Raw genomic sequence first — 22,570 nt, forward strand, 5'->3', positions numbered from 1 at the left:
GACCTGTGTGTAGGGGTGAAAGGCCAATCAAACTCCGTGATAGCTGGTTCTCCCCGAAATGCATTTAGGTGCAGCGTCGCGTGTTTCTTGCCGGAGGTAGAGCACTGGATGGCCGATGGGCCCGACAAGGTTACTGACGTCAGCCAAACTCCGAATGCCGGTAAGTGAGAGCGTGGCAGTGAGACTGCGGGGGATAAGCTTCGTAGTCGAGAGGGAAACAGCCCAGATCACCGACTAAGGCCCCTAAGCGTGTGCTAAGTGGGAAAGGATGTGGAGTCGCAGAGACAACCAGGAGGTTGGCTTAGAAGCAGCCACCCTTGAAAGAGTGCGTAATAGCTCACTGGTCAAGTGATTCCGCGCCGACAATGTAGCGGGGCTCAAGTACACCGCCGAAGTCGTGGCACTCATCACCATGTGTGGTGGGTGGGTAGGGGAGCGTCGTGCAGCTGGTGAAGCGGCGGAGTGATCCAGTCGTGGAAGCTGTGCGAGTGAGAATGCAGGCATGAGTAGCGAATCGAGGGTGAGAAACCCTCGCGCCGGATGACCAAGGGTTCCTGGGGCAGGCTAATCCGCCCAGGGTAAGTCGGGACCTAAGGCGAGGCCGACAGGCGTAGTCGATGGACAACGGGTTGATATTCCCGTACCCGCTTCAATGCGCCCATATCGAACCCCTTGATACTAAGAGTCCTTAACTCGGGTTTGTCCTTCGGGACGGCCGTCAGAGTGAACGCTCGGCCTGATTGGGTAGTAGGTAAGCGATGGGGTGACGCAGGAAGGTAGTCCAGCCCAGGCGATGGTTGTCCTGGGGTAAGCATGTAGGACGGGACGTAGGCAAATCCGCGTTCCATATAGTCTGAGATGTGATGCCGAGCCGATTGTGGCGAAGTGGATGATCCTATGCTGCCGAGAAAAGCCTCTAGTGAGTGTTGTGGCGGCCCGTACCCTAAACCGACTCAGGTGGTCAGGTAGAGAATACCAAGGCGATCGGGTGAACTGTGGTTAAGGAACTCGGCAAATTGCCCCCGTAACTTCGGGAGAAGGGGGACCTCTGCTGGTGATGGCACTTGCTGTCTGAGCTGGTGGGGGTCGCAGTGGCCAGGGGGAAGCGACTGTTTACTAAAAACACAGGTCCGTGCGAAGTCGTAAGACGATGTATACGGACTGACGCCTGCCCGGTGCCGGAACGTTAAGGGGACCGCTTAGCGCAGCTTGCTGTGCGAAGGTGAGAACTTAAGCGCCGGTAAACGGCGGTGGTAACTATAACCATCCTAAGGTAGCGAAATTCCTTGTCGGGTAAGTTCCGACCTGCACGAATGGCGTAACGACTTCCCCGCTGTCTCAACCGCAGACCCGGCGAAATTGCATTACGAGTAAAGATGCTCGTTACGCGCAGCAGGACGGAAAGACCCCGGGACCTTCACTACAGCTTGACATTGGCGTTTGGAGCGTCTTGTGTAGGATAGGTGGGAGACTGGGAAGCTCGGACGCTAGTTCGGGTGGAGTCATTGGTGAAATACCACTCTGGTCGTTTTGAACGTCTAACTCTGGTCCGTGATCCGGATCGGGGACAGTGTCTGGTGGGTAGTTTAACTGGGGCGGTTGCCTCCTAAAAGGTAACGGAGGCGCCCAAAGGTTCCCTCAGCCTGGTTGGCAATCAGGTGTTGAGTGTAAGTGCACAAGGGAGCTTGACTGTGAGACTGACGGGTCGAGCAGGAGCGAAAGCTGGGACTAGTGATCCGGCATCGGCATGTGGAAGCGGTGTCGCTCAACGGCTAAAAGGTACCCCGGGGATAACAGGCTGATCTTCCCCAAGAGTCCATATCGACGGGATGGTTTGGCACCTCGATGTCGGCTCGTCGCATCCTGGGGCTGGAGTAGGTCCCAAGGGTTGGGCTGTTCGCCCATTAAAGCGGTACGCGAGCTGGGTTTAGAACGTCGCGAGACAGTTCGGTCCCTATCCGCTGCGCGCGCAGGAGACTTGAAAGGGGCTGTCCCTAGTACGAGAGGACCGGGACGGACGAACCTCTGGTGTGCCAGTTGTACCGCCAGGTGCATGGCTGGTTGGCTACGTTCGGAAGGGATAACCGCTGAAAGCATCTAAGCGGGAAGCTCGCCTTGAGATGAGGTCTCCCACCCTGTGAGGGGGTAAGGCTCCCGGTAGACGACCGGGTTGATAGGCCGGAGGTGGAAGCGCGGTAACGTGTGGAGCTGACCGGTACTAATAGGCCGAGGACTTGACCACAAAGCAGACTTACTTTGTGAGTGTTTTGCTCGCGTCCACTAGGCAATTCTGAGACAGCAAGCAGTGCTTGTGTGTTTCGGAGGGTTACGGCGGTTATGGCGGGAAGGAAACACCCGGTTACATTCCGAACCCGGAAGTTAAGCTTCCCAGCGCCGATGGTACTGCACTCGGGAGGGTGTGGGAGAGTAGGTCACCGCCGGACAATCTTTTGAGAAGGGGTTCATGCGAGCCTGGCTTGATGCCGGGGCTCGCGTGGGCCCCTTTTCGCATGTCCAGGCTCAGTTCCCGCATGTCTGGAGACCGAGGGACGTCTCCCCCATGGGGAGGATCAACGCGCCCCGAGCAGCCGTTGCAGCATCAGGGCGAGCGGCGAGAATCGATGTGCTGCCGAACAGAGCCACGGTGATTCCCCGCAGCAGCAGGCCGCTGGTCGCGATGGCGAATACTGCATAGACGGCTCCCGCGAGCGCCGGTGTCAGTACGGAGCGCCGTACCCGGGCCAGGCCGACGATGAGGACCCACGCGAGGGAGATCATCGCCGTCAGGACTATGGGAGCCGCCGGCTTCCCCAGCGCATCCGCCAGACCCACGATGGAGAACAACGGTCTGACGAACACGATGGCGGCCAGTCCGAGGACGAGCGGCCAGTTGACCGAATGAAGAGGGGATTACGGCCGGTGGTTCGGCACGGAGGGCGTGCTCGCTGTCATGGGGTCGAACGTACGGATGTACCGCGTTCCCCCGCATCGCCCCGCAGGAGTCATCTCCCGCCTCCCCTTGTACGCCGAGAAGCGACATCCATGCGATGTCGCGCACCAGGCCGCACACTGGGAGGGGAGTCAGAACATCCGCGCGCACTAAGAGGCCACGCGGATTGGTGCGAATGGAGGCTGTCTGCGGGCTGGATCAGGACTTGCCCACTCGGGCCGCTGGGGTTCTCGAACGTGACGCTGCGTCATTGAACACGTCATCGCCTTGTCTGGTTCTACGGATCCCGCCGATCGCTCTCATCGGCCACGATTCTCGTGCATATGCCCGAGCATGTGGACCGCGGCGACGACCGGTGGCTGTCCACCAACCACCTGGTCGGCTTCGCCCTCGCCGACGCGGACAACGAGGCGGTCTGGTGCTTCGATGTCACCCAGCCGGACGCAGACGGCGAATACCCGGTCTACTACCACCACTACGACGATCAGGAGGGGCGCGCACGCTACGTTGAGGGCGGGGACTGGGAGGACCTGGCGAACTCCACCCCGGACTTCCCCACGTTCGCCGCCTGGCTGGACGCGATGGCCAACGTGTTCACCGCGCCTGAGCCACCGAGCTGGTTCGAGCAGTTGGGCTCTCCGGGCTTCTACCCGGGACTGTAGGAGGCGGTACAGGTAGGGGTGCGATCATGGTCGGCGATTGGGGCGTCCGTCCCAGCGGTGAGTCGTCCATGCCTGCCGGATCAGGCTGCGCACGGTGATGATCGTGTCGGCGAGGTCTAAGAACGCGTCGACGACGGTGGCGCGCCGCTCGTAGCAGAGGGCGATCCGGCAGAAGGCGTTCTGCCAGGCTTGGGTGCGTTCGACGTGCCACCTCCAGCTTGCCTGGATGGGTGCCTTCTCGCCCTTGTGTGCGATGCGGCCGTGCAGGCCGCGTTCGTCGAGGAGGGCGCGGGTCTTGTCGGAGTCGTGGCCAGCGTCCAGGTGCACGGTGATGTCGTCGGGCAGCGGTCCCAGGTCGTCCAGGCGGGTGGTCATCGCCGAGGACGAGCCGCGGTTGCGGTCCGGGCTGCGCGCGCTGGCCGAGCGTGACGGTGACACCACGGTCGTCGCCGAGGTGGGAGACGGTCACGCGGCGGTCGCCACCGCCCGCGCGCATCGCCCCGACATGGTGTTCATGGACCTCCGGATGCCCGTGCTCGACGGTATCGCCACGACCCGGCGCGTCGTCAGCGAGCTCGACGGCGTCAGGGTCGTCGTGCTGACCACGTTCGAACGAGGACGAGAACGTCTTCGATGCGATCCGCACCAGCGCGTCCGGGTACCTGCTCAAGGACGTCCGGCCGGAAGAGCTGCGCGGCGCCATCCGGCTCGTGGCCGACGGCCAGTCGCTGCACGCCGTCGATCACCGGGAAGGTCATGCGGGCGGCCGCGTTGGGACGCGGCCGAGGCCGGCCGGAGCTGGTGGAGGGGCCGGCCGGCCGCGAGCGTGGGTGCAGGCCGTGATCGGGCGCGGGCTGAACAACCAGGAGGTCGCCGCCGAGCTGTTCACCAGCCCCGACACGGCCCGAACGTACGTCAGCAGGCTGCTCGCGAAACTCCCTGCCCGCGACCGCGCCCAACTGGCCGTCATCGCCTACGAGAGCGGTCTGGCGGGACAGGATTGAACGCCGCTCACCTCTGAGGGATGTCCTCTGGCGGCCGCACCGTTCCGCTCCCTGACTGCTGCAACTCACTGCCTGCCTGACGGTTGCACGCGCCAGTCTCTGACGGCTGCCGCTGCGCACCACGCTGCGGATCAGCCACAGGCCGAGCGGGGGGCGGCGAGCCGGGTGAGGCGCCTCTGGGCGTCGGTTGAACCACGCTGCAGGCGGGAGCCGTCGTCCGGGTGGTCGCCGCGCGCTTGCGCGGGAGCGCAAGTCGGCGTCAACCCATCCGCAATCGCGCAACGGTAGAAATGTCCTCATAAGCCACTCCACCCTCGGAGGTGTCCGCAATGCCCCGCAAGGCGCCGGTCAGTCGCAGGTCAGCGTCGCACTGCCGGGACGCCGGTTCGGGCGGCGAAGGGCGGGGGAACTCCGCCGGGGCGTCGACTCGTCTGCATGAATGAGGGGTCGATGCGAGACAGGAGAGCTTGGGGCGTCTTGGGATTCACAGGTGTACGGCTGAAAGAAGAGGGGAACGACGTACTAGATATGGAGCTCCCCCGTCAGGACCGTCACCGCGTGACCGGCCCGGTGGACTCGGTCCACGGCCGGCCCGGCGCGCCGCGTGGCCCCCTGCGGAGCGTGACTCTCCGTGATCCCCTTCCCGGCCGTTCAAGCCGTGGAAGTACGGGTAGCGGAACGGCACCGGCTCCCCGCCACCCAGGCGAGCGTCTTCCCGGAGCGCGACCGGAGCGGGCGGTGCGAGAGGAGTTCGGCCGGGAGGTCGCGATTGCTCCCATGCACCGCGACGACGCCGGTGTGGAGGGCTTTTTCCCGTCCGGACGGAACTGTGGTCACTCTCACTTCCTCGGCCGGAAAATCCATTGTGATCATGAAACTGACCGTGCGATTCACTGTGGGCGTTCGGTCGGCGGTGGTGAATATGCCCCCTCCGCGTCCCGTGCCGTGCGAATAGCGTTGGGGCGTCTCGACCGAGGTCGAGAACCGCCTGAACCAATCCGGTCGCGGGGGCATCTAAGACATGTGAGGCTCCGCTGCCTGCGCCCATGCGCGGGGAGCGGCTGACTCGGAGCGGCGGACCACGGCAGGATTACCGGGGGAAAGAAGTGTCGGTGAAGGCGTCTACAGTGGCGACCGACGCATGACTCGAAGCCTACGGGGGAGAGATATCCGGGTGAAACCTGGCCGCTTGCCGTACAAAATGGAATTGGTCGTGGGCGTGTCGCATGGCGAACACGGAATCGTCGGTTACCGTCCAATGTGTAGGGACGTGCCGATTACGGTGAGTTCCTGAAGGAAAGGACAAGCCGATGGGGGCTGTGCGCAAGGTGGTGAACTACCTTGGCCTGGGCGGGGTCGACCAGTACGACGACCACTACGACGACGAGCAGTACGAAGAGGAGTACATGCCGGCGTCGGAGCGGGCGGCCAGAAGGTGGCGGTCGACGGTTGACCCGTCGCGAATCGTGATGGTCCAGCCGCTCAAGTACAACGACGCGCCGATGATCGGTCAGCACTTCCGTGACGGTCAGACGGTGATCATGGACGTGACGGGCATGCCGATGCCCGAGGCGACCCGGATGGTGGACTTCGCGGCCGGTCTGGCCTATGGCTGCGAGGGCCGGATCGAGCGCATCGCCGACCGGGTGTTCCTGCTCGCGCCGGCGCACGTGGAGATCGAGACCTCCTAGCATGTGCGGAACGGGATGAGATGACGTCCGAGCGCGTGTGGACCGCTCCTATGGTCCAGCGCGCGGAGACCGAGAGGTTCCTTCCGATGTGCGCCTGCCCGGCTCCTGCCGCGCCCCCAGGCACATCGGGGTGCTGCGGGGACCGGCCGAGGGTATGGAGAGCGAGGGACGTCCCGGTGCGGGAGTCCGGAGGGCTCTTCTCGGCGGTGTGAGAGCGTCAGACGGCTTCACTTCACACGTGGAGTCGCGTGGAACCGCCTGGGACGGCTTCACCGCCCGGCGGGGAGTCGCCTCGGATGGCCGCAGGGCCTGCCGAGGCTCAGCCGCGTATCCCGTCTAAGCCGCGTACCGCTTCTTGGGCGCCGTACCGCGTCTCAGTCGCGTACCGCGTCTCGGGCGCCGTACCGCGTCTCAACCGCGTACCGCGTCTCGGGCGCGTGGCATCGCCTTGGATGCGCGCATCAGTCTGAGGACGCGTAGAGGCCGGGAGGTCTCTCCGCGGACGTGAGCCCAGCCGGGCGGCGCGTCCAGGACGGCCGGTCCCGGTGTCTTGAGCGTGATGCCGCGGCCTACGCGGCGCGCGGGCCGCGCCGGATCAGCCGGGTCAGCTCGACCGAGTCCTCAGCGGCCTGCTTCGCGCGTGCCTCAGCCTCGCGGGCGTACGCGTGCAGCGCCCAGACCGCCCCGTCCGCCAGCTCCTTGAGCTCGGCGATGCGCGCGGTCACGTAGCGGGCGTCCGACTCGATGGCGGCGCGGCGCCGCCACAGCCGCCACCCCGCCAGCCCCATGAGGGCCACCCCCAGCACGACGAGCGGCCACCCGAGCCACAGAGCCCCCAGCACGCAGCCGACTCCGGTGATGATCAACGCGATGGCCTCCCACGGCCGGCGGCGCGGAAGCGTGCCGTCGGCCGCGATGGCGCTCTCCGCCGCGGCCATGGACGCCGGGTCGGCCCCCTCGGGGCGCAGCACGATGGGGTGGCCGAGCAGCGGCACGGTGACCGTCTCGGGCGGCTCAAGGCGGCTGTCGGCCTCCAACTCCTCGGCGACCCCGCGCAGCACGGGCGCGGCCACGTGCAGCGCGATCGCCGCGAGGTGCGGGTCGGCGCCGGGACGCAGGTCGTCGAGCAGGTGGGTGGTCAGCGACGCCATGGGCCCGGCGGGGCCGCCGAGGCCGATGAGGGAGCGGAGCACGGCGAGCGGCTCGTCCTCGGCCCACGAGGTGACGGGGCTGGCGGCGTTGTTGGTGAGCGGGGTCGCGGCGTCGTGGTCGGCCTGCCGGGCCGAGGTGATCTCGGTGCAGCGGGCGCGCAGCCGCGCCAGGCGCGCGGCGGCCTGCGCGGGCCGCGCCAGCTCGGGGATCTCGGCCATCTCGGGGAAGTCGACCAGCGAGACGGGCACGACCACGGCGGGTTCGCCGGGGACGAGCGCCTGCACCCACTGCCGGTGCTCGGCGTGGTCGGGGATGGCCAGCGCGTCGAGCTTGCGCAGCACGAAGATCTTGCCGGCGGGGCCGAAGGCGCCCCGGGCGGCGGCCAGCCACAGGGAGCGCTGCCCGTGGGTGACGGGCTGGTCGATGGACAGCTCGCCGAAAGCGGTGCCGAGCCACGAGGCGTGGATGCGGCTGCCGTGGCCCGCGACGGCCAGGGCCAGGCAGAGGAACAGCGCCGTGCGCTGCTGGTCGCGGCCGGCGGCCCTGCTCAGCGGCTCCAGCGGGTCGTCGCCGGCGAGGATCGCCACCAGCGCCTGGACGGCCGGCGGCAGCCAGTTGCCGGGGATGTCGGCGAAGCCCGGTGCGGTGGGGGGTGCGGTGCCGTTGGCGGCCAGGTGAGCCAGCAGCGCTTCGGCGTAGCGTCTCAGCTCCGCCGCGGCTTGGGGGCCGGCAGTCAGGTCCGTGCTCAAGGCAGAGAACTCCCCCAATTTCGGCCTCGGTTCATGACCGCGTAAAGCGTAACCGGGGGGCGCGCCAACCTTGCGGAGGCGCGCCCACGTCGATCGGGACGTCGGTTGTCACATGCGCTCGGGGACCGGGACGCCCAGCAGGCCGAGCCCGGTCTCCAGCACGCGGAGCGTCAGGGCGCACAGCGCGAGCCGCGAGGCGCGCGTGTCGGCGTCGACGCCCTCCTTCACCACCGGGCACTCCTCGAAGAAGGTGGTGAAGGCGGTGGCGGCGGCGTAGATGAACGCGCACAGCCGGTGCGGCTCGGTCGACTCGGCCACCTTCTCGACCACGGCACCGAACCCGAGGAGCTGGAGGGCCAGCGCCCGCTCGGCGGGGTGGCCGAGGACGATCGGGCCGGTGGCGTCTGCCGGGTCGAAGCCGCCCCTGCGGAAGATGGAGCGGATGCGGGCCTGGGCGTACTGGAGGTAGGGGGCCGTGTTGCCGGTCAGGCCGAGCATGCGGTCGAAGTCGAAGACGTACTCGCTGTCGTGGCTGATCGACAGGTCGGCGTACTTGACCGCGCCCATGCCCACGGCGTGGGCGATCTCGGCGCGCGTCTCCTCGTCGTAGTCGCGGTCGGCGATGACCACGGAGGCGCGGTCGACGGCCTCCTGGAGCAGGTCGCTCAGCTTGACCGACTCGCCGGAGCGGGTCTTGAAGCGGCGCCCGTCCTTGCCGAGCATCATGCCGATCTGGACGTGCTCGGCCGAGACGGTGTCGGGCAGCCAGCCGGCCTGCCGCGCGGCGGCGAACACCATGCGGAAGTGCAGGGCCTGGTCGGCGCCCACGACGTAGAGGATGCGGTCGGCCTTGAGGTCGTGGACGCGGTAGCGGATGGCCGCCATGTCGGTGGAGGCGTAGCCGTAGCCGCCGTCGCTCTTGCGGACGATGAGCGGCAGCGGCTTGTCGTCGGAGCCGGTGAAGCCGGGCGGGAAGACGCACAGCGCGCCCTCGCTCAGCACCGCGACCCCGGCCGCCTCCAGGTCGTCGCAGGTCTTCTGGAGCATGGGGTTGTACATGCTCTCGCCGGCGATGTCGGCGTCGGTCAGGGTGACGCCGAGCATGCCGTAGATCTTGTTGAAATAGCGGACCGTGGCGTCCATGAAGACGTGCCAGAGCCGCAGCGTCTCGGGGTCGCCCGACTGGAGCGTGGTCACCCGCGCGCGCGAGCGGATCTTGAACGTCTCGTCGCCGTCGAACTTCTGCCGCGCGGCCTGGTAGTACTCGGTGCCCATGCCGGCTTCGAGCTGCGCGACCGCGGCCTCCTCGCCGATGTCGAGCAGGTGCTCGATGAGCATGCCGAACGGCGTGCCCCAGTCGCCCAGGTGGTTCTGCCGGATGACGGTGTTGCCCAGGTGCTCGTGGACCCGGGCCAGCGAGTCGCCGACGATCGTGGTGCGCAGGTGGCCGACGTGCATCTCCTTGGCCGCGTTGGGCGCGGAGTAGTCGATGACGACGGTCTGCGCGGGCGTGACCGTGCCGACGCCGAGCCGGGTGTCCTCCAGCATGCGGCCGGCCTCGCCGGCGATCCACGTGTCGTCGAGCGTGATGTTGAGGAAACCGGGGCCGCTGACCTCGACCGTGCCGGGGAAGTCGGCCAGCTCGGCGGCGAGGGCCTCGGCGACCTCCCGCGGGGACCGTCGCAGGCGCTTGGCCAGGCTCATCGCGACGTTCGCCTGGAAGTCGGCGAACTGGGACGGCCGGATCAGCGGGTCTGCGTCGGCGTGCTCGGCACCGAACGCCGCGGCCAGCGCCTGCTGGACGCGGTCGGTGAGCACCATCTGCGGGTCGGTCATGGTCTAAGGGTACCGGCGAGCCTGAGCGTGAGGTTGATCGCGACGGTGATCGCCGCGGAGGCGACGACGGCGATGCCGACGGCGGTCAGGTCGTTGCTGATGTCGCCGGGCGCCAGGGCGAAGAACTCGCGGACGAACGGGATGGCCAGCGCCAGCGCGAACAGCGCCGCCATGGCGGCGACCAGGCCCACCCGCAACCAGGTGAGAGGACGGGCGATGAGCACGAGCACCCACCAGGTGGTGAGGAACAGGGTGATCACCGCGGAGGTGCGGTCCTCGTTCAGGGTGGAGGTGCCGCTGTGCGCGGCCCAGAACGACAGCAGCACCGCGGCCGCGCAGAGCACCCCCGCCGGTACGGCGAAGCGCAGCACCCGGGGCACGAACCCGGGCCGCGAGCGCTCCAGCGTGGGCGCGAGGGCGAGGAAGAACGCGGGGATGCCGATGGTCAGCGCGTTGACCAGCGTGGAGTGCCGGGGCGCGAACGGGAACATGAGCCCCAGGACGCCGGTCAGCAGCGACAGCACGATCGCGTAGAAGGTCTTGGTGAGGAACAGGTTGGAGACGCGCTCGATGTTGGCCAGCACCCGGCGGCCCTCGCCGACCACGTGGGGGAGCGTGGCGAAGGCGTTGTCGAGCAGCACCACCTGGGCGACGGCCTTGGTGGCGGGGCTGCCCGCGCCCATCGCGATGCCGAGGTCGGCGTCCTTGAGCGCGAGCACGTCGTTGACGCCGTCGCCGGTCATGGCGACCGTGTGGCCGCGCGACTGGAGCGCGCTGACGAACAGCCGCTTCTGCCGCGGGGTGACCCGGCCGAAGACGGTGTTGGCGGCCAGCATGTCGGCGAGCTTGTCGGGGTCGTCCTCGGGCAGGGTGCGGGCGTCGACGGCCCGGTCGCCGCCGGGGATGCCGAGGCCGGTGGCGATGGCGGAGACGGCCTCGGGGTTGTCGCCCGAGATGACCTTGACGGCGACGCCCTGGCGGGCGAAGTAGCCGAGGGTCTCGTGGGCGTCGGGGCGGATGCGCTGCTTGAGCGTGACGAGCGCGACGCACTCGACGCCCGCGTCCGGGTCGCCCCGCTCGGCGGCGGCCAGGTCGCCGGCGCGGCACAGCGCGAGCACGCGGGCGCCGGTGGAGGCGAGCGCCGCGGCCCGCTCGTAGCCGGCGCCGCCGTCGAGCAGCACGTCGGGGGCGCCGAGCAGCCACGCGCCGCGCTCGCCGAAGTCGGCGCCGCTCCACTTGCGGGCCGAGGAGAACGGCACGCTGGCCGTGGCCGCCCAGCCGGCGGGCATCGCGGGATAGCGCACCTGTACGGCCTGGGCGGTGGCGTTGGGGCGCTGGTCGAGGTTGGCCAGGGCGGCCAGCGCCTCGTCCACGGCTTCGCGGCCGCTCCGCCCGTCACTCCGCCCGTCGGCCGGTCCGTCGCTCGGCCCGGCGGCCGGTCCGTCGCGGTGTCCGTCGCTCGGTCCGTCGGCCGGTCCGCCGCGGTGTCCGTCGCTCGGCCCGGCGCTGATCGGCAGGACCTCGTCGAGGTCCATGCCGCCCGCCGTCAACGTGCCGGTCTTGTCCAGGCAGAGCACGTCGACCCGGGCCAGGCCCTCGATCGCGGGCAGCTCCTGGACCAGGCACTTGCGCCGGCCCAGCCGTACGACGCCGACGGCGAAGGCGATGGAGGTCATCAGCACCAGACCCTCGGGGATCATGGTGACGATGCCGGCGACCGCTCCGGTGATGGCGGTGCCGAAGTCGGCGGAGTTGCGGAGCTGGCTGTAGATCAGCAGCGCGCCGATCGGGATGACCAGCCAGGTGACGTACTTGATGAAGTTGGCGATGCCCTCGCGCAGCTCGGAGTGGGCGAGGTGGAACTTGCTGGCCTCCTCGGCGAGGCGCACGGCGTAGGCGTCGGTGCCGACGTGGGTGGCGACGAACGCGCCGGAGCCCGCGACGGCGAAGCTGCCCGACAGCACCCGGTCGCCGGGCCGCTTGTGCACGGGGTCGGCCTCGCCGGTCAGCAGCGACTCGTCGATCTCCAGGCCGTCGGACGCGACGACCTCGCCGTCCACGAGCAGCCGGTCGCCGGAGCCGAGCAGGACCAGGTCGCCGAGCACCACGTCCTGCGGATGGACCTCCTGGTCGCGGCCGTCGCGGCGGACCATGACGGGCGCCTCGTTGATGACGGCCAGGCGGTCGAGGGTGCGCTTGGCGCGCCACTCCTGGACGATGCCGATCAGCGCGTTGGCCACGATGACCAGGCCGAACAGGCCGTCCTGCCACTGCCCGAAGATCAGGATGAGCGCCCAGAGCACGCCGATGACCAGGTTGAACAGCGTGAAGACGTTGGCCCTGAAGATGGCGCCGAAGGACCGGCTGGACCGGCGCGGGACGATGTTCCGCTTCGCCTGGGCGGCCTGTGCCGCGGTGAGCCCTTGCACGCGTCCCCCCGGTTCGTGTGGATGCGCCAAAGACTACGGGTTCACCAGAGCCGGTGTGATCGGGGAACGGCGGCGATCCGGTCGCCGACGCGGGTCACGATGCCGCCGGCGGACAGCTCCGCGGCGAGCGCGCAGGCCGCGCTGACGCCGGCTGACCTGGACGACCCGTGCGCGATGACCACGGTGCCGTTGAGACCGAGCAGGACGGCGCCGCCGTGCGCCTCGGCGTCGAGGCGGTGGCGCAGCTCGCGGATGCGCGAGCGCTGCAGGAACGCGCCGACCCGGGCGGCCGGGCTCTCGCTGATCGCCTCGCCGAGCTGGTGGAAGGCGTAGCGGACGGCGCCCTCCATGGTCTTGAGCGCCACGTTGCCGGTGAAGCCGTCGGCGGTGATCACGTCCACGGCGCCGGTGAGCAGGTCGTGGCCCTCGACGTTGCCGGTGAAGCGCAGGCCGGGGGCGTTCTGGAGCAGCTCGTGGGCCCGTTTGACCAGCTTGTTGCCCTTCTCGGCCTCGCCGCCGATGGTGAGCAGGCCGACCTTCGGCTGGGTGAGGCCGTGGGCCAGCTCCGCGTACGCGGTGCCGAGGTGGGCGAACTGCACCAGCATCTCAGGCTTGGGATCGGCGTTGGCCCCGGCGTCCACGAGCAGGGTCGGATGGGGGCGGGTGGGCAGGGCGACGGCGATCGCGGGCCGCAGGACGCCCTGCTGGGGCTTGAGGCGGAGCCTGCCGGTGGCGACGATGCCGGCGGTCGAGCCCGCCGACACCACGGCCGAGGCGTCGCCCCGCCGTACGAGATGGCAGGCGACGGCGATGCTCGAACGGGGGCGCCGCAGGCTGGCCAGGGCGCCCTCGTCCATCGCGAGGACCTCCTCGGCCCGCACGATGGGGATCTCCTGGGTGGCGTCGTGGTCGGCGAGGGCCTCGTACAGGATCCGCGGGGGCCCGACCAGCACGACCTGCAGCCCGCGCTCGCGCACGGCGTGCACCGCTCCCGCGACGATCTCGTGGGGGGCGTGGTCGCCGCCCATGGCGTCGAGCGCGATCGGCTTGCTGTCGGACACTGGGTCACCTCGTACGGGCCGCGTGCCCGCCGAGAGGGTCGCCGAACGCGGGCCCAGGGTCGGGTCGGCGGCTACACGGCGAAACCGCGTCGCAGGCGGGACGCTTGCCAGGCTAGCCGGTGGCGCCGGTGCCCGGTCCGCCGGGAGAGGCGCGCGCGGGTGGACGCGGGCCGGCGCGGGGTCGGTGCAGGTTTCAGGAGCCGGTGCGGCGTCCAGGGGTCAGTGCAGGTTCCAGTCGGTGACGCCGCGGGACACGATCACCTTGGAGAACATCGACACGCCGGTGATGCGGATGAGCGGGCCGTCGCCGGCCGAGCCGCCGGTCACGTTGCGCTTGCCGAACGTGGAGCCGCCCTCGTCGATGACGTGGGCGTTGTCGGGGACGCGGACGATGAGCTTGGAGAAGCGGGCGGCGCACTCCAGGGTCACCTCGCGGCCGGGCAGCACGGCCTCGGACAGGTCGACGATCATCGCGCCGAAGGTCACGGCCAGCGTGGTGTGCCGGGAGGCGACCCAGCGCCCCTTGCGGATGATCTTGCTGAACGTGGAGCGGATCGTCTGCTGCTCGACGGTCTCGGGCGGACGGGAGGCGGTCACGTCCGGCAGGTCCGTGGTGAGGGGGACGAGCTCGCCGACGGTCTTGGCCGTGTAGGCGGCCTCGAGGCGGTCCGCGTGCTCGACGCTGGTGAGCCGACCGGTGGCGAGAGCCTCGCCCAGCACGGCGGCCACGCGGTCGCGGTCGGTGTCGGAGGCGCGCAGCGCGGGATCGTGGGTCACGGCGCCAGTGTAGCTCCGAACGCGATATGTCGCGAGATGTCATGGAAATCCATTCGCGACTCGGCGGAACCGAATCCCCGGTTACCAACGTCCGGATATAAGAGCCGTAGACGCGCGACAGAGGCTTGAGGTTTACCGCCGCACGAACAAAAATGAGGGGAAACGCCTAGTGATCTTGAACCAGGCCGGCACACGACGCTTCCGGGCGTACACGTCCAAGCATCTCGACGACCTTCTTCTCCGGGCAGGGCTCGACGACGACGAGCGGCTGAAGGTGCGCGCCGTGGCCACGGTGCTCCCGTTCCGCACCAACGCGTACGTCGTGGACGAGCTCATCGACTGGTCGGCCGCGCCCGACGACCCCCTGTACCGACTGGTCTTCCCCCAGGCGGACATGCTGCCCGCCGCCGACGTCGCCCGGCTGGCCGACCTCCTCAAGGCGGAGGCCCCGCCCGCCGAGCTCCTCCCCGAGGCCAACCGGGTCCGCGCCCGCCTCAACCCCCACCCCGCCGGGCAGATGGAGCTGAACGTCCCCCGGCTGGACGACGAGCCGGTGCCGGGGCTCCAGCACAAGTACCCCGAGACCGTCCTGATCTTCCCCAAGCAGGGGCAGACCTGCCACGCCTACTGCACGTACTGCTTCCGGTGGGCGCAGTTCGTCGGCGACGCCGACCTCAAGTTCGCCTCCGACGACGTCGACCAGATGGTGCGCTACATCCGCCGGCACCCCGAGGTCACCAGCGTCCTCATCACCGGCGGCGACGCCATGATCATGGGTGAGCCGGTGCTCCGGCGCTACCTGGAGCCGCTGCTCGCCCTGGACCAGCTCGAATCGATCCGCATCGGCACCAAGTCGCTCGCGTACTGGCCGCAGCGCTTCACCACCGACCCCGACGCCGACTCCACGCTGGAGCTGTTCGAGCGGGTGGTGGCCGCCGGCAAGAACCTCGCCTTCATGGCCCACTTCACCCACCCGCGCGAACTGGAGCCGCCGCTGGTCGAGGCCGCGGTCCGGCGCATCCTCGGCACCGGCGCGACCATCCGGACGCAGGCGCCGCTGATCCGCTCCATCAACGACGATCCGGCGCTGTGGTCGGCCATGTGGCGCCGGCAACTGCGGATGGGGATGATCCCGTACTACATGTTCGTCGAGCGCGACACGGGCCCGCAGGACTACTTCGCGGTGCCGCTGGCGCGGGCCCACGAGGTGTTCAGGGACGCGTACGCGTCGGTCTCCGGGCTCTGCCGCACCGTGCGGGGGCCCTCCATGTCGGCCACGCCCGGCAAGGTGTGCGTCGACGGCGTCACGGAGATCGCCGGCCAGCGGGTCTTCGTGCTCCACCTCATCCAGGCCCGCGACCCGTCACTGGTCGGGCGGCCGTTCTTCGCGCACTACGACCCCACGGCGGTGTGGCTGGGCGACCTGCGCCCCGCTTTCGCCGACCGGTTCCCGTTCGAGCCCGTGGTGGAAGCCGCCGCGGAAGAGGCTCTGGTGGCCGTCTGAGCCTGTTCGGCTGACTCGCGCGGTCCCTCCCGGCGGGCCCGTCCTCCGATGGGCCCGTCCGGTCTGGGCGGTCAAGCGAGCATCCGGCTACCGGAAAATCTGCGCGCCCGGCCCGCGGCATTCGTCCTCACCGGTCGTCGTCCGCGGGCCGTCGGCGCGCTCGGGGAGCGGGCGGTGAATGCCGGGAACGCCCCACTGCCGTGTCCCGACATGCCGCCCATTCACCCCGCCTTCCATCGGCCTCGTCCCGGATCTTCCCGGCCTCTTGAAGGGTCGTTGACCCGCCCAGCGGGCCACTGAGCGCGGTGATACAACTACGTTCAGTAGCCCAGCCGGGCGGCGCGCCGCGTGTGGTGCCCACCGCGTGCTCGTCTCGGCTTTCGGGGGGTCGTCGAGTCGTCTCTCCTCCGCATGCGAGAGCGATCGATCACGAGCCGGGAAGGCAATCATGAATCGTGTAGTCAAGACGGCTGTCGCCGTCGCGTCACTCGGGCTGGCGGCGGCCCTCACCGTCCCGCCGGCCCACGCGCAGGCGCATCGCTCCACCAGACCGCTCACGACGGGACCGGGGGCGCCGGGCGTGACGCCTCCGGTCGCCGGGGCGCTGGACGACGCGGCGGGCGGCCGGGACGCCGTGGCGGGCCGGACCCTGCGCGCCGACACGCCTGGAGGGCCCGTCTCCGGCGCCGACGTGCCGGGAGACGGGACGCCGGGCGCGGAGGAGCAGGTCACGCCGGCCGACGCCGTGACCGCGGTGGCTCCGGTCGCTCCGGCGGCTCCGGTGGCGCCGGGCACGGGGGTGTCCGGCGCCGAGGTTCCGGGGGCCCGTACGCTCGGCGCCGGTCTCCCGGTGGACGGGACGCCGCGGCCCGCCGTGCCGGGCGTCGTCCGGCCCGTCTCGCCGGACCCGCGCGGCGAGGGGAACACCCGAACGGGCGGACGCCAGGGCGGCACGCGCAACACGGCCGCCGCCGACCGCGACGGCCGCCGCAACGGACGCAGGGCCGGTACGGGCCGGCGGGCCTCGGGTTCGCGCGACGACGGCAGGGGGCGGCGCGGATCGCGCCACTCCCGCGAGTCCCGCGAGAACTGGGAGCGCCGCTTCGTCGAGCCGAGCCGTCCTGACCTGGCCGGCGACCCGATCCTGAGCGTCCCGGCGGGCCGGTCGCTGGAGGACGCGCTGTCCCGGGGCATGCGGGAGGGCGCCACCACACGGAGCCTTCCCCGCTCCGGGAGCGTCACGCAGAACGCCGCCACCCGCACGGCGAGCCGTGGAGCGACCGAGACGGCCGTGCGCGGTGCCGGCCAGACGGCGGCCCACGGCGTCGCCCGGCATGGGGCGCCGGTCGTCACGCCGGTCCAGGGCGGCGTCGCCCCTGGCGTCCCCCTCGCCCAGGGCGGGGTCGCCCCGAGCGTCCCGTTCGCCCAGGGCGCTGTGGGGCAGGGTGTGCCGTTCGCTCAGGGTGGCATGACGCCGTGGGTTCCGGCCCAGGGGGCTGTCGTGCGGCGGGTGCCGATGGCGCGGAGTGACGCGGCGCCGGCCGGCACGCGGACGCGCGGCGCCTCCCAGGCGGGCACGCCCGCGAGGGCCGCCGCGGCGCGCGGGGTCACCCCCGGTGGTGTGGCTCCGGCGCAGGCCGGTGCGCTCCCGGGCGTCACGGCGGTGCGCGGCATCACGCCGGGCGGTGTGATGTCGGGCAACACGCCGGTGCGCGGCGTCACCTCGGGCGGTGTGGTGCCGCACGCGACGGTGGGGCGCGGGATCGTGCCGAGCGGTCCGCTGGCGCAGGGCGTGACCCCGGGGACCGTGGTGTCCGGCTCCCCGCTGTCGCGCGGTCTCGCGCCGGGCGCCGTGGTGCCGGGCACGCGGCTGACCTGACGACCCGGGCAGCCGCCCGCCGTGCCCGCCGGCGGCGCTGAGGGGAGTGGACGAGCGCCTTGGTGCCGGTGCTCGTACGACCCCGTCTCGCCGGCCGGTGGAACGGCGCGGGCCGGGCGGACGCGCCCGCGCCCGGATCACGCCTCGGAGCCGGGCCGTCACTGCAGGGCGACCCCGGCGTGAGGCGCAGCCCGCCGCCGGTCCCTCGACCAGGGACCGGCGGCTCTCCCATGTCCGGCCCCTGACGGACGGCCAGCGCCGGGGAACGTCGGGGAACGCCGGAGAGGCCCCTCGCCGGCCACGTACGGCCGCATGGACATCCCGCGCCCGCGGCCCCACGCCCACGCCCGCGCCCGCTCCGCGCCCCTGCGCCGCTCCGCGCCTCCGCGCTGCGCCGCGCCCCCAGCGCCGCCCCGCATGGGTCGAGCCCGCCCCGCATCGCGTCGAGACCTTCACCACAGGGCCGAGAGCGTCACTCGCCAGCGGGCGGGACAGGCCGGGCCTCCGAAGGGGCGGGCAAGCGGCCCTGATCGTGCCTCTGGGCGTCGCACAGGGCCCGTAAAGGCTTCACCCTCAGACGCGGACGCCGGTGCGGCGGGCGATCTGGGCCTGGAGGCGGGCCATCTGCCAGTGCAAATCGAGGAGCTGCTCGGCCAGCTCCATCCTCGGGATCTGTGTCACGTCCTCGACGGCCAGGTGGTCGATCGCGGCCGACAGCTCTCCCATCGCGCCCCCGTTCCCTTCCATCCGCGCCTCGTCGTATCGAAACAACGTTCGAATCATACCGGAACGCAGGCCACGGTGTCAGGCGTTCATCCCTCGTGTCGCAGGCGCACGACGAAGCCGCCGGGCGTGTCGCACGCGCCGGCGGCCAGGTGGTGATGTGCTGGGGCGCTCAGCCCTTGTTGTAGGCGGCGAGCACTTCCTTCGGGTCGCCGTCCATCTTGATCTTGCCCTTGTGCAGCCAGATGACCCGGTTGCAGGTCTCCTCGATGACCCGCAGGTCGTGGGCCACGAGGAAGACCGTGCCGGCCTCCTCGCGGATCTTCCTGATGCGCTGCTCGCTCTTCTTGCGGAACTCGCGGTCGCCGGTGGCCAGCGCCTCGTCGATGAGCAGCACGTCGTGGGTCTTGGCGGAGGAGATGGCGAAGCGCAGGCGGGCGCCCATGCCGGAGGAGTACGTGGACATCGGCAGCTGGACGAACTCGTCGATGCCGGAGAAGTCGACGATCTCCTGGTACTTCTCCTTGACCTCGGCCGGCGTCATGCCCATGGCGTAGCAGCCGAGCACGATGTTGCGCTCGCCGGTGAGCTCGCGCATGAGCGCGGCGTTGACGCCGAGCAGCGACGGCTGGCCGTCGGTGTAGACGGCGCCCGAGTGGGGCGGCAGGAGGCCGGCGATGGCGCGCAGCAGCGTGGACTTGCCCGACCCGTTGCGCCCCACGATGCCGATGGCGTCGCCGTGGTAGGCCACGAAGGAGACGCCCTTGACGGCGTGGACCTCCTTCATCTGCGGCCGGCCCTGGCGCCGCAGGATGCGCGTGAGGGCGTTGACCGCGTTGCCCTTCTCGGCGTCGGAGGCCGCGCCGTACACGCGGTAGATGATGTGCAGGTCGTCGACGATGACGGTGGGCGTGCCGGTGGGAACGTCGAGAGGGGGCGTGGCGGCCGTCTTCGGCTGCGCGGCCGAAACCGCGGCGGGCTTCGGCTGCGGCTTCGCCTTGCCGTCCGTGCCGGCGACGGCGGGCTCCTCGGCCTTCACCAGTGACAGCTCCTCGGTAAGTTCAGCCACGCCCGTACCTCTCCTCGGCCCGCCAGAAGTACCAGAAGCCGAAGCACAGTGCGAACACCGCCCAGAATACGCAGGATATCCACACCGAATCCGGCGGAGTGTGCCCCCCGTCGCTCGTGATGAGGATGTCGCGCATGGCCTCGATGTAGGAGGCGGCCGGGTTGGCGTAGTACATGACGTCGGCCACCGACTGGGGCAGGTGGGCGGTGCCCACGACCTTCTCCTGGATGGAGAAGAAGACGCCCGAGGCGTACAGCCAGGTGCGGGTGATGAACGGCAGGAGCTGGTTGAGGTCGCGCATGGAGGCGCCCAGCCGCGCCATCACCAGGCCGGCGCCCACGTTGAAGAGCGTCTGGAGCAGCAGGACGACCGGCATCAGCAGCCAGGTCAGCGCGATGGGCTCGCCGGTGATGAGCACGATCACGAGGAGCACACCCATGGAGATGGCGAGCTGCTGCAGCTCCTGGATGGTGTAGGCCAGGGGCAGCGAGGCCCTGGGGAAGTGCAGCGCGCGGATCAGCGAGAGGTTGCCGGAGATCGACTTGGCTCCCGCGGTGACCGACCGCTGGGTGTAGGTGAAGGTGAACATCCCGGTCAGCAGGAACGCGGGATAGTTGTGGATGTGCCCCTTGCCGCCGAGCACGAGGCCGAACATCACGTAGTAGATGGCGGCGTTGAGCAGCGGGGTGAGGACCTGCCAGAGCTGGCCCAGGGCGGAGCTGGAGTACTTCGAGACGTTGCGGGAGGTGGCGTAGGTCAGGATGAAGTGCCGCCGCTCCCAGAGCTGGCGCACGTAGACAGGAAACCTCGGCCGCGCGATGGCACGGCGAAGCCCGTATCTCGCGGCGAGCTTGGCCAGCGGCTCCTGCCCGCCTCGGCCGCCCGCCTGGGCGTCCGCCACAGCGGATTCCGGCTGACTCATGGCAAGGACTCTATTGGATCCCGGTCGGTGGGGTCTGCCGCGCACGGCGCGCGGCAGACAGTTGGACGAAGTCATGGGGCGCCCGGTTCCAAGGCGCCGCCAAGACCCGAACAACCGTAGCCCAGTGGTCCAGCGCGCGCCGGGTAAGGGCGCGAGCACGATTCGGTAAGGGGTATTTTTGCTCGACTGTCCGTGTCCAGTCGTAGGGCCATCTGACGGTAATGGGAGCTTAAGCGCCGTCTGCCCCCAATGACTGTGACGCTGGATAGGCGCACGTGTGACCGAACTGCAACGCGCCAGAGACTCGCTGGTGGCACGTAGTGAGGGATAGTCGCGATCGACTGGCAGGGCGTCGGCTGGTTTGACCATGTCAGCCAAACCCGGGGGATTACCGAACCCCCCGTCAGGCTGCTCACGATCATCGCAGCTCAGCGCTTACGCCCACCTGTAGAGGGAGGAATCTTCTTACCATGCGTGTTACTAAGGGCGCACAGATCGTCGCCGGTACCGCGCTGCTGGCCCTCGCGGTTGCCGCGTGTGGTGGCGGCGGCGGCACCTCGACGGGCACCTCCGGGTCGGGCGGCGACACGCCGGTCCGCATGGAGCTCGGCGAGCCGCAGAACCTGCTGGTCCCTTCGAACACCACTGAGTCCGAGGGCGCTGAGGCGCTCGCGGCGGTCTTCGAGCCGCTGGTGAACTATGACGAGAACAAGCAGGTCGTCATGGGCGCGGCGGACTCGATCGAGACCAAGGACAACAAGGTCTGGACGATCAAGCTCAAGCCGGGCTACACCTGGCACAACGGTGAGCCCGTGGTCGCCCAGAACTACGTGGACGCCTGGAACTACGCGGCCAACCAGGAGAACGCGCAGGGCGCGGGCTACTTCTTCGGTCGCGTCGAGGGCTACGCCGACCTCAACCCGGGTGAGGGCAAGCCGGTCACCACCAAGGAGATGAAGGGCCTCAAGGCGGTGGACGACACCACCCTCGAGGTCACGCTGAGCGCGCCGTTCTCCCAGTTCAAGACCATGCTCGGCTACACCGCGTTCTACCCGCTGCCCAAGGCCGCCTTCGGCTCCGACGGCAAGGTGACGAACGAGTACGGCGAGAAGCCCATCGGTCAGGGTCTGTTCAAGCTGGACAAGCCCTACAAGAAGGGCACCGACCAGACCATCGACCTGACGGTCTACGACAAGTTCCCGGGCAAGAAGCCGACCGGCTGGACCAAGCTCCAGTTCAAGCTCTACAACAGCTCGGAGACGGCCTACAACGACCTGCAGGCCGACAACGTCGACATCCACGACTCGCTGCCCGCGTCGGCGATCGCCAGCGCCAAGACCGCGCTCGGTGACCGCTACCAGGACCAGCCGGACGCCGGTATCGGCTACATCGGCTTCCCGCTGCAGTACAACGACGAGTACAAGGACGTCAAGGTCCGCGAGGCCATCTCCATGGCCATCGACCGGAAGACGATCGCCGAGACGGTCTTCTCCGGCACCCGTGCGCCGGCCGACGACTTCATCAACCCGGCCATCGACGGCTACCGCCAGGGCGCCTGCACCGCCTGCGCCTACGACCCGGGCAAGGCCAAGGAGCAGTACGCCGCGGCCAAGGGTCCGGCCAAGCTGGAGCTCGGCTACAACGCCGACGGCGGCCACAAGGAGTGGATCGAGGCCGTCGCCAACAACCTCCGCGCCAACCTCGGCGTCGAGGTGACCGTCAAGCCGTTCGAGAAGTTCGCCAACATCCTGGACGACCTGGACGCCAAGAAGTACAAGGGCATGTTCCGGATGGGCTGGGCGATCGACTACCCGTCGGCCGAGGACTACCTGACGCCGATCTTCTCGACCGGTGCCATCAAGACCGGCTCGAACTACGCGGGCTACTCCAACAAGACGTTCGACGAGACGGTCGCCAAGGGCGACCAGGCGGCGAGCCCCGAGGAGAGCCTGAAGCAGTACCAGGCGGCGGACGACATCCTCATCAAGGAGATGCCGTACATCCCGGTGTACTTCTACCGGAACAACTCCGGCTACTCGACCAAGGTGAAGAACGTCAAGATCAACCTGCTGAACCAGGTTGAGTGGGCCGACGTCGAGAAGGCCTGACGCTTGTTCCCGGGGGCGGGCGCGCGCGGCGCGCCCGCCCCTCGAGAGCGCCAG

The 22,570-nt window shown here is 69.5% G+C and carries 15 protein-coding genes, 2 rRNA genes and 2 pseudogenes (1 of these 19 only partly in view); 9 read left to right on the forward strand and 10 right to left on the reverse strand.

Annotated elements, in window-relative coordinates; all coding sequences use genetic code 11:
* Positions 1 to 2,242: ribosomal RNA gene (locus HD595_RS20420) — 23S ribosomal RNA — on the forward strand (it extends 866 nt beyond the left edge of the window).
* Between the two features lie 85 nt (positions 2,243 to 2,327).
* Positions 2,328 to 2,444, forward strand: a 5S ribosomal RNA gene (rrf, locus tag HD595_RS20425).
* Between the two features lie 76 nt (positions 2,445 to 2,520).
* On the opposite strand, the gene HD595_RS20430 is transcribed toward rrf, so the two are convergent.
* Positions 2,521 to 2,844: a hypothetical protein gene (locus HD595_RS20430; protein ID WP_253771330.1), complete on the reverse strand. Its 324-nt coding sequence runs from the start codon at positions 2,842 to 2,844 to the stop codon at positions 2,521 to 2,523.
* A gap of 429 nt (positions 2,845 to 3,273) precedes the next feature.
* Here HD595_RS20430 and HD595_RS20435 point away from each other — a divergent pair, with 429 nt between their 5' ends.
* Positions 3,274 to 3,612 (forward strand): hypothetical protein, encoded by a 339-nt coding sequence (locus HD595_RS20435; protein ID WP_253771332.1) that lies wholly within the window; start codon positions 3,274 to 3,276, stop codon positions 3,610 to 3,612.
* 24 nt (positions 3,613 to 3,636) lie between these two features.
* On the opposite strand, the pseudogene HD595_RS20440 reads toward HD595_RS20435, so the two are convergent.
* Positions 3,637 to 3,975 (reverse strand): annotated as a pseudogene (locus HD595_RS20440) (IS5/IS1182 family transposase); the annotation flags it as partial.
* Between HD595_RS20440 and HD595_RS46815 the strand changes: the two are divergent.
* The 3 genes and pseudogenes from HD595_RS46815 to HD595_RS20450 form a co-directional block, all read left to right on the forward strand.
* Positions 3,944 to 4,168, forward strand: a pseudogene (locus HD595_RS46815) (response regulator); the annotation flags it as partial. The pseudogenes HD595_RS20440 and HD595_RS46815 overlap by 32 nt on opposite strands.
* A gap of 283 nt (positions 4,169 to 4,451) precedes the next feature.
* Complete coding sequence (locus tag HD595_RS46820) at positions 4,452 to 4,616, forward strand: response regulator transcription factor (protein WP_308211195.1); 165 nt, start codon at positions 4,452 to 4,454, stop codon at positions 4,614 to 4,616.
* Between the two features lie 1,310 nt (positions 4,617 to 5,926).
* Positions 5,927 to 6,307 carry a cell division protein SepF gene (locus HD595_RS20450; protein ID WP_175595813.1) on the forward strand — a complete coding sequence of 127 codons (381 nt, stop codon included), beginning with the start codon at positions 5,927 to 5,929 and terminating at the stop codon, positions 6,305 to 6,307.
* A gap of 569 nt (positions 6,308 to 6,876) precedes the next feature.
* Here HD595_RS20450 and HD595_RS20455 read toward each other — a convergent pair.
* From HD595_RS20455 to HD595_RS20475, 5 genes are all read right to left on the reverse strand, one after another.
* A complete protein-coding gene (locus tag HD595_RS20455; protein ID WP_253771334.1) occupies positions 6,877 to 8,208 on the reverse strand; it encodes a hypothetical protein in 1,332 nt (443 codons plus the stop codon).
* Between the two features lie 108 nt (positions 8,209 to 8,316).
* Entirely contained in the window at positions 8,317 to 10,044 is a 1,728-nt protein-coding gene (gene argS, locus HD595_RS20460) for an arginine--tRNA ligase (protein WP_253771336.1), read from the reverse strand.
* Positions 10,041 to 12,473 carry an HAD-IC family P-type ATPase gene (locus HD595_RS20465; protein WP_253771338.1) on the reverse strand — a complete coding sequence of 811 codons (2,433 nt, stop codon included), beginning with the start codon at positions 12,471 to 12,473 and terminating at the stop codon, positions 10,041 to 10,043. The genes argS and HD595_RS20465 overlap by 4 nt, the downstream gene beginning before the upstream one ends.
* Before the next feature lie 41 nt (positions 12,474 to 12,514).
* Positions 12,515 to 13,534 (reverse strand): phosphate acyltransferase PlsX, encoded by a 1,020-nt coding sequence (gene plsX / locus HD595_RS20470; RefSeq protein WP_308211197.1) that lies wholly within the window; start codon positions 13,532 to 13,534, stop codon positions 12,515 to 12,517.
* 219 nt (positions 13,535 to 13,753) lie between these two features.
* The gene (locus HD595_RS20475) at positions 13,754 to 14,311 is read right to left on the reverse strand and encodes a DUF1707 SHOCT-like domain-containing protein (RefSeq protein WP_253771341.1); all 558 of its coding nucleotides are present in this window, start codon (positions 14,309 to 14,311) and stop codon (positions 13,754 to 13,756) included.
* A 169-nt stretch (positions 14,312 to 14,480) separates the two neighbouring features.
* Here HD595_RS20475 and HD595_RS20480 point away from each other — a divergent pair, with 169 nt between their 5' ends.
* Both HD595_RS20480 and HD595_RS20485 read left to right on the forward strand, forming a co-directional pair.
* Complete coding sequence (locus HD595_RS20480; RefSeq protein WP_253771343.1) at positions 14,481 to 15,815, forward strand: KamA family radical SAM protein; 1,335 nt, start codon at positions 14,481 to 14,483, stop codon at positions 15,813 to 15,815.
* A 448-nt stretch (positions 15,816 to 16,263) separates the two neighbouring features.
* Positions 16,264 to 17,694, forward strand: coding sequence for a hypothetical protein (locus tag HD595_RS20485; protein WP_253771345.1), 1,431 nt, complete (start codon positions 16,264 to 16,266; stop codon positions 17,692 to 17,694).
* Between the two features lie 573 nt (positions 17,695 to 18,267).
* Here the strand turns inward: HD595_RS20485 and HD595_RS20490 are convergent.
* The 3 genes from HD595_RS20490 to HD595_RS20500 all read right to left on the reverse strand — a co-directional run bounded on the left by HD595_RS20490 (position 18,268) and on the right by HD595_RS20500 (position 20,408).
* Positions 18,268 to 18,465 (reverse strand): hypothetical protein, encoded by a 198-nt coding sequence (locus HD595_RS20490; protein WP_253771347.1) that lies wholly within the window; start codon positions 18,463 to 18,465, stop codon positions 18,268 to 18,270.
* Positions 18,466 to 18,589: 124 nt separating this feature from the next.
* Positions 18,590 to 19,486, reverse strand: a complete 897-nt coding sequence (locus HD595_RS20495) for an ABC transporter ATP-binding protein (protein ID WP_253771349.1) — start codon at positions 19,484 to 19,486, stop codon at positions 18,590 to 18,592.
* Complete coding sequence (locus tag HD595_RS20500; protein ID WP_253771351.1) at positions 19,479 to 20,408, reverse strand: ABC transporter permease; 930 nt, start codon at positions 20,406 to 20,408, stop codon at positions 19,479 to 19,481. Before HD595_RS20500 ends, HD595_RS20495 begins: the two co-directional genes overlap by 8 nt.
* A 470-nt stretch (positions 20,409 to 20,878) precedes the next feature.
* Between HD595_RS20500 and HD595_RS20505 the strand changes: the two genes are divergently transcribed.
* Entirely contained in the window at positions 20,879 to 22,516 is a 1,638-nt protein-coding gene (locus tag HD595_RS20505; protein ID WP_253771353.1) for a peptide ABC transporter substrate-binding protein, read from the forward strand.
* The last annotated feature ends 54 nt before the right edge of the window (positions 22,517 to 22,570 follow it).

This window comes from Nonomuraea roseoviolacea subsp. carminata, assembly GCF_024172185.1.
Taxonomy (GTDB): Bacteria; Actinomycetota; Actinomycetes; order Streptosporangiales; family Streptosporangiaceae; genus Nonomuraea; species Nonomuraea roseoviolacea.

Coding starts and splice junctions, on each gene's coding strand:
- HD595_RS20435 (WP_253771332.1), top strand. CDS start 3,274: ATGCCCGAGCATGTGGACCGCGGCGACGACCGGTGGCTGTCCACCAAC.
- HD595_RS20450 (WP_175595813.1), top strand. CDS start 5,927: ATGGGGGCTGTGCGCAAGGTGGTGAACTACCTTGGCCTGGGCGGGGTC.
- argS (WP_253771336.1), bottom strand. CDS start 10,044: ATGACCGACCCGCAGATGGTGCTCACCGACCGCGTCCAGCAGGCGCTG.
- HD595_RS20485 (WP_253771345.1), top strand. CDS start 16,264: ATGAATCGTGTAGTCAAGACGGCTGTCGCCGTCGCGTCACTCGGGCTG.
- HD595_RS20500 (WP_253771351.1), bottom strand. CDS start 20,408: ATGAGTCAGCCGGAATCCGCTGTGGCGGACGCCCAGGCGGGCGGCCGA.
- HD595_RS20505 (WP_253771353.1), top strand. CDS start 20,879: ATGCGTGTTACTAAGGGCGCACAGATCGTCGCCGGTACCGCGCTGCTG.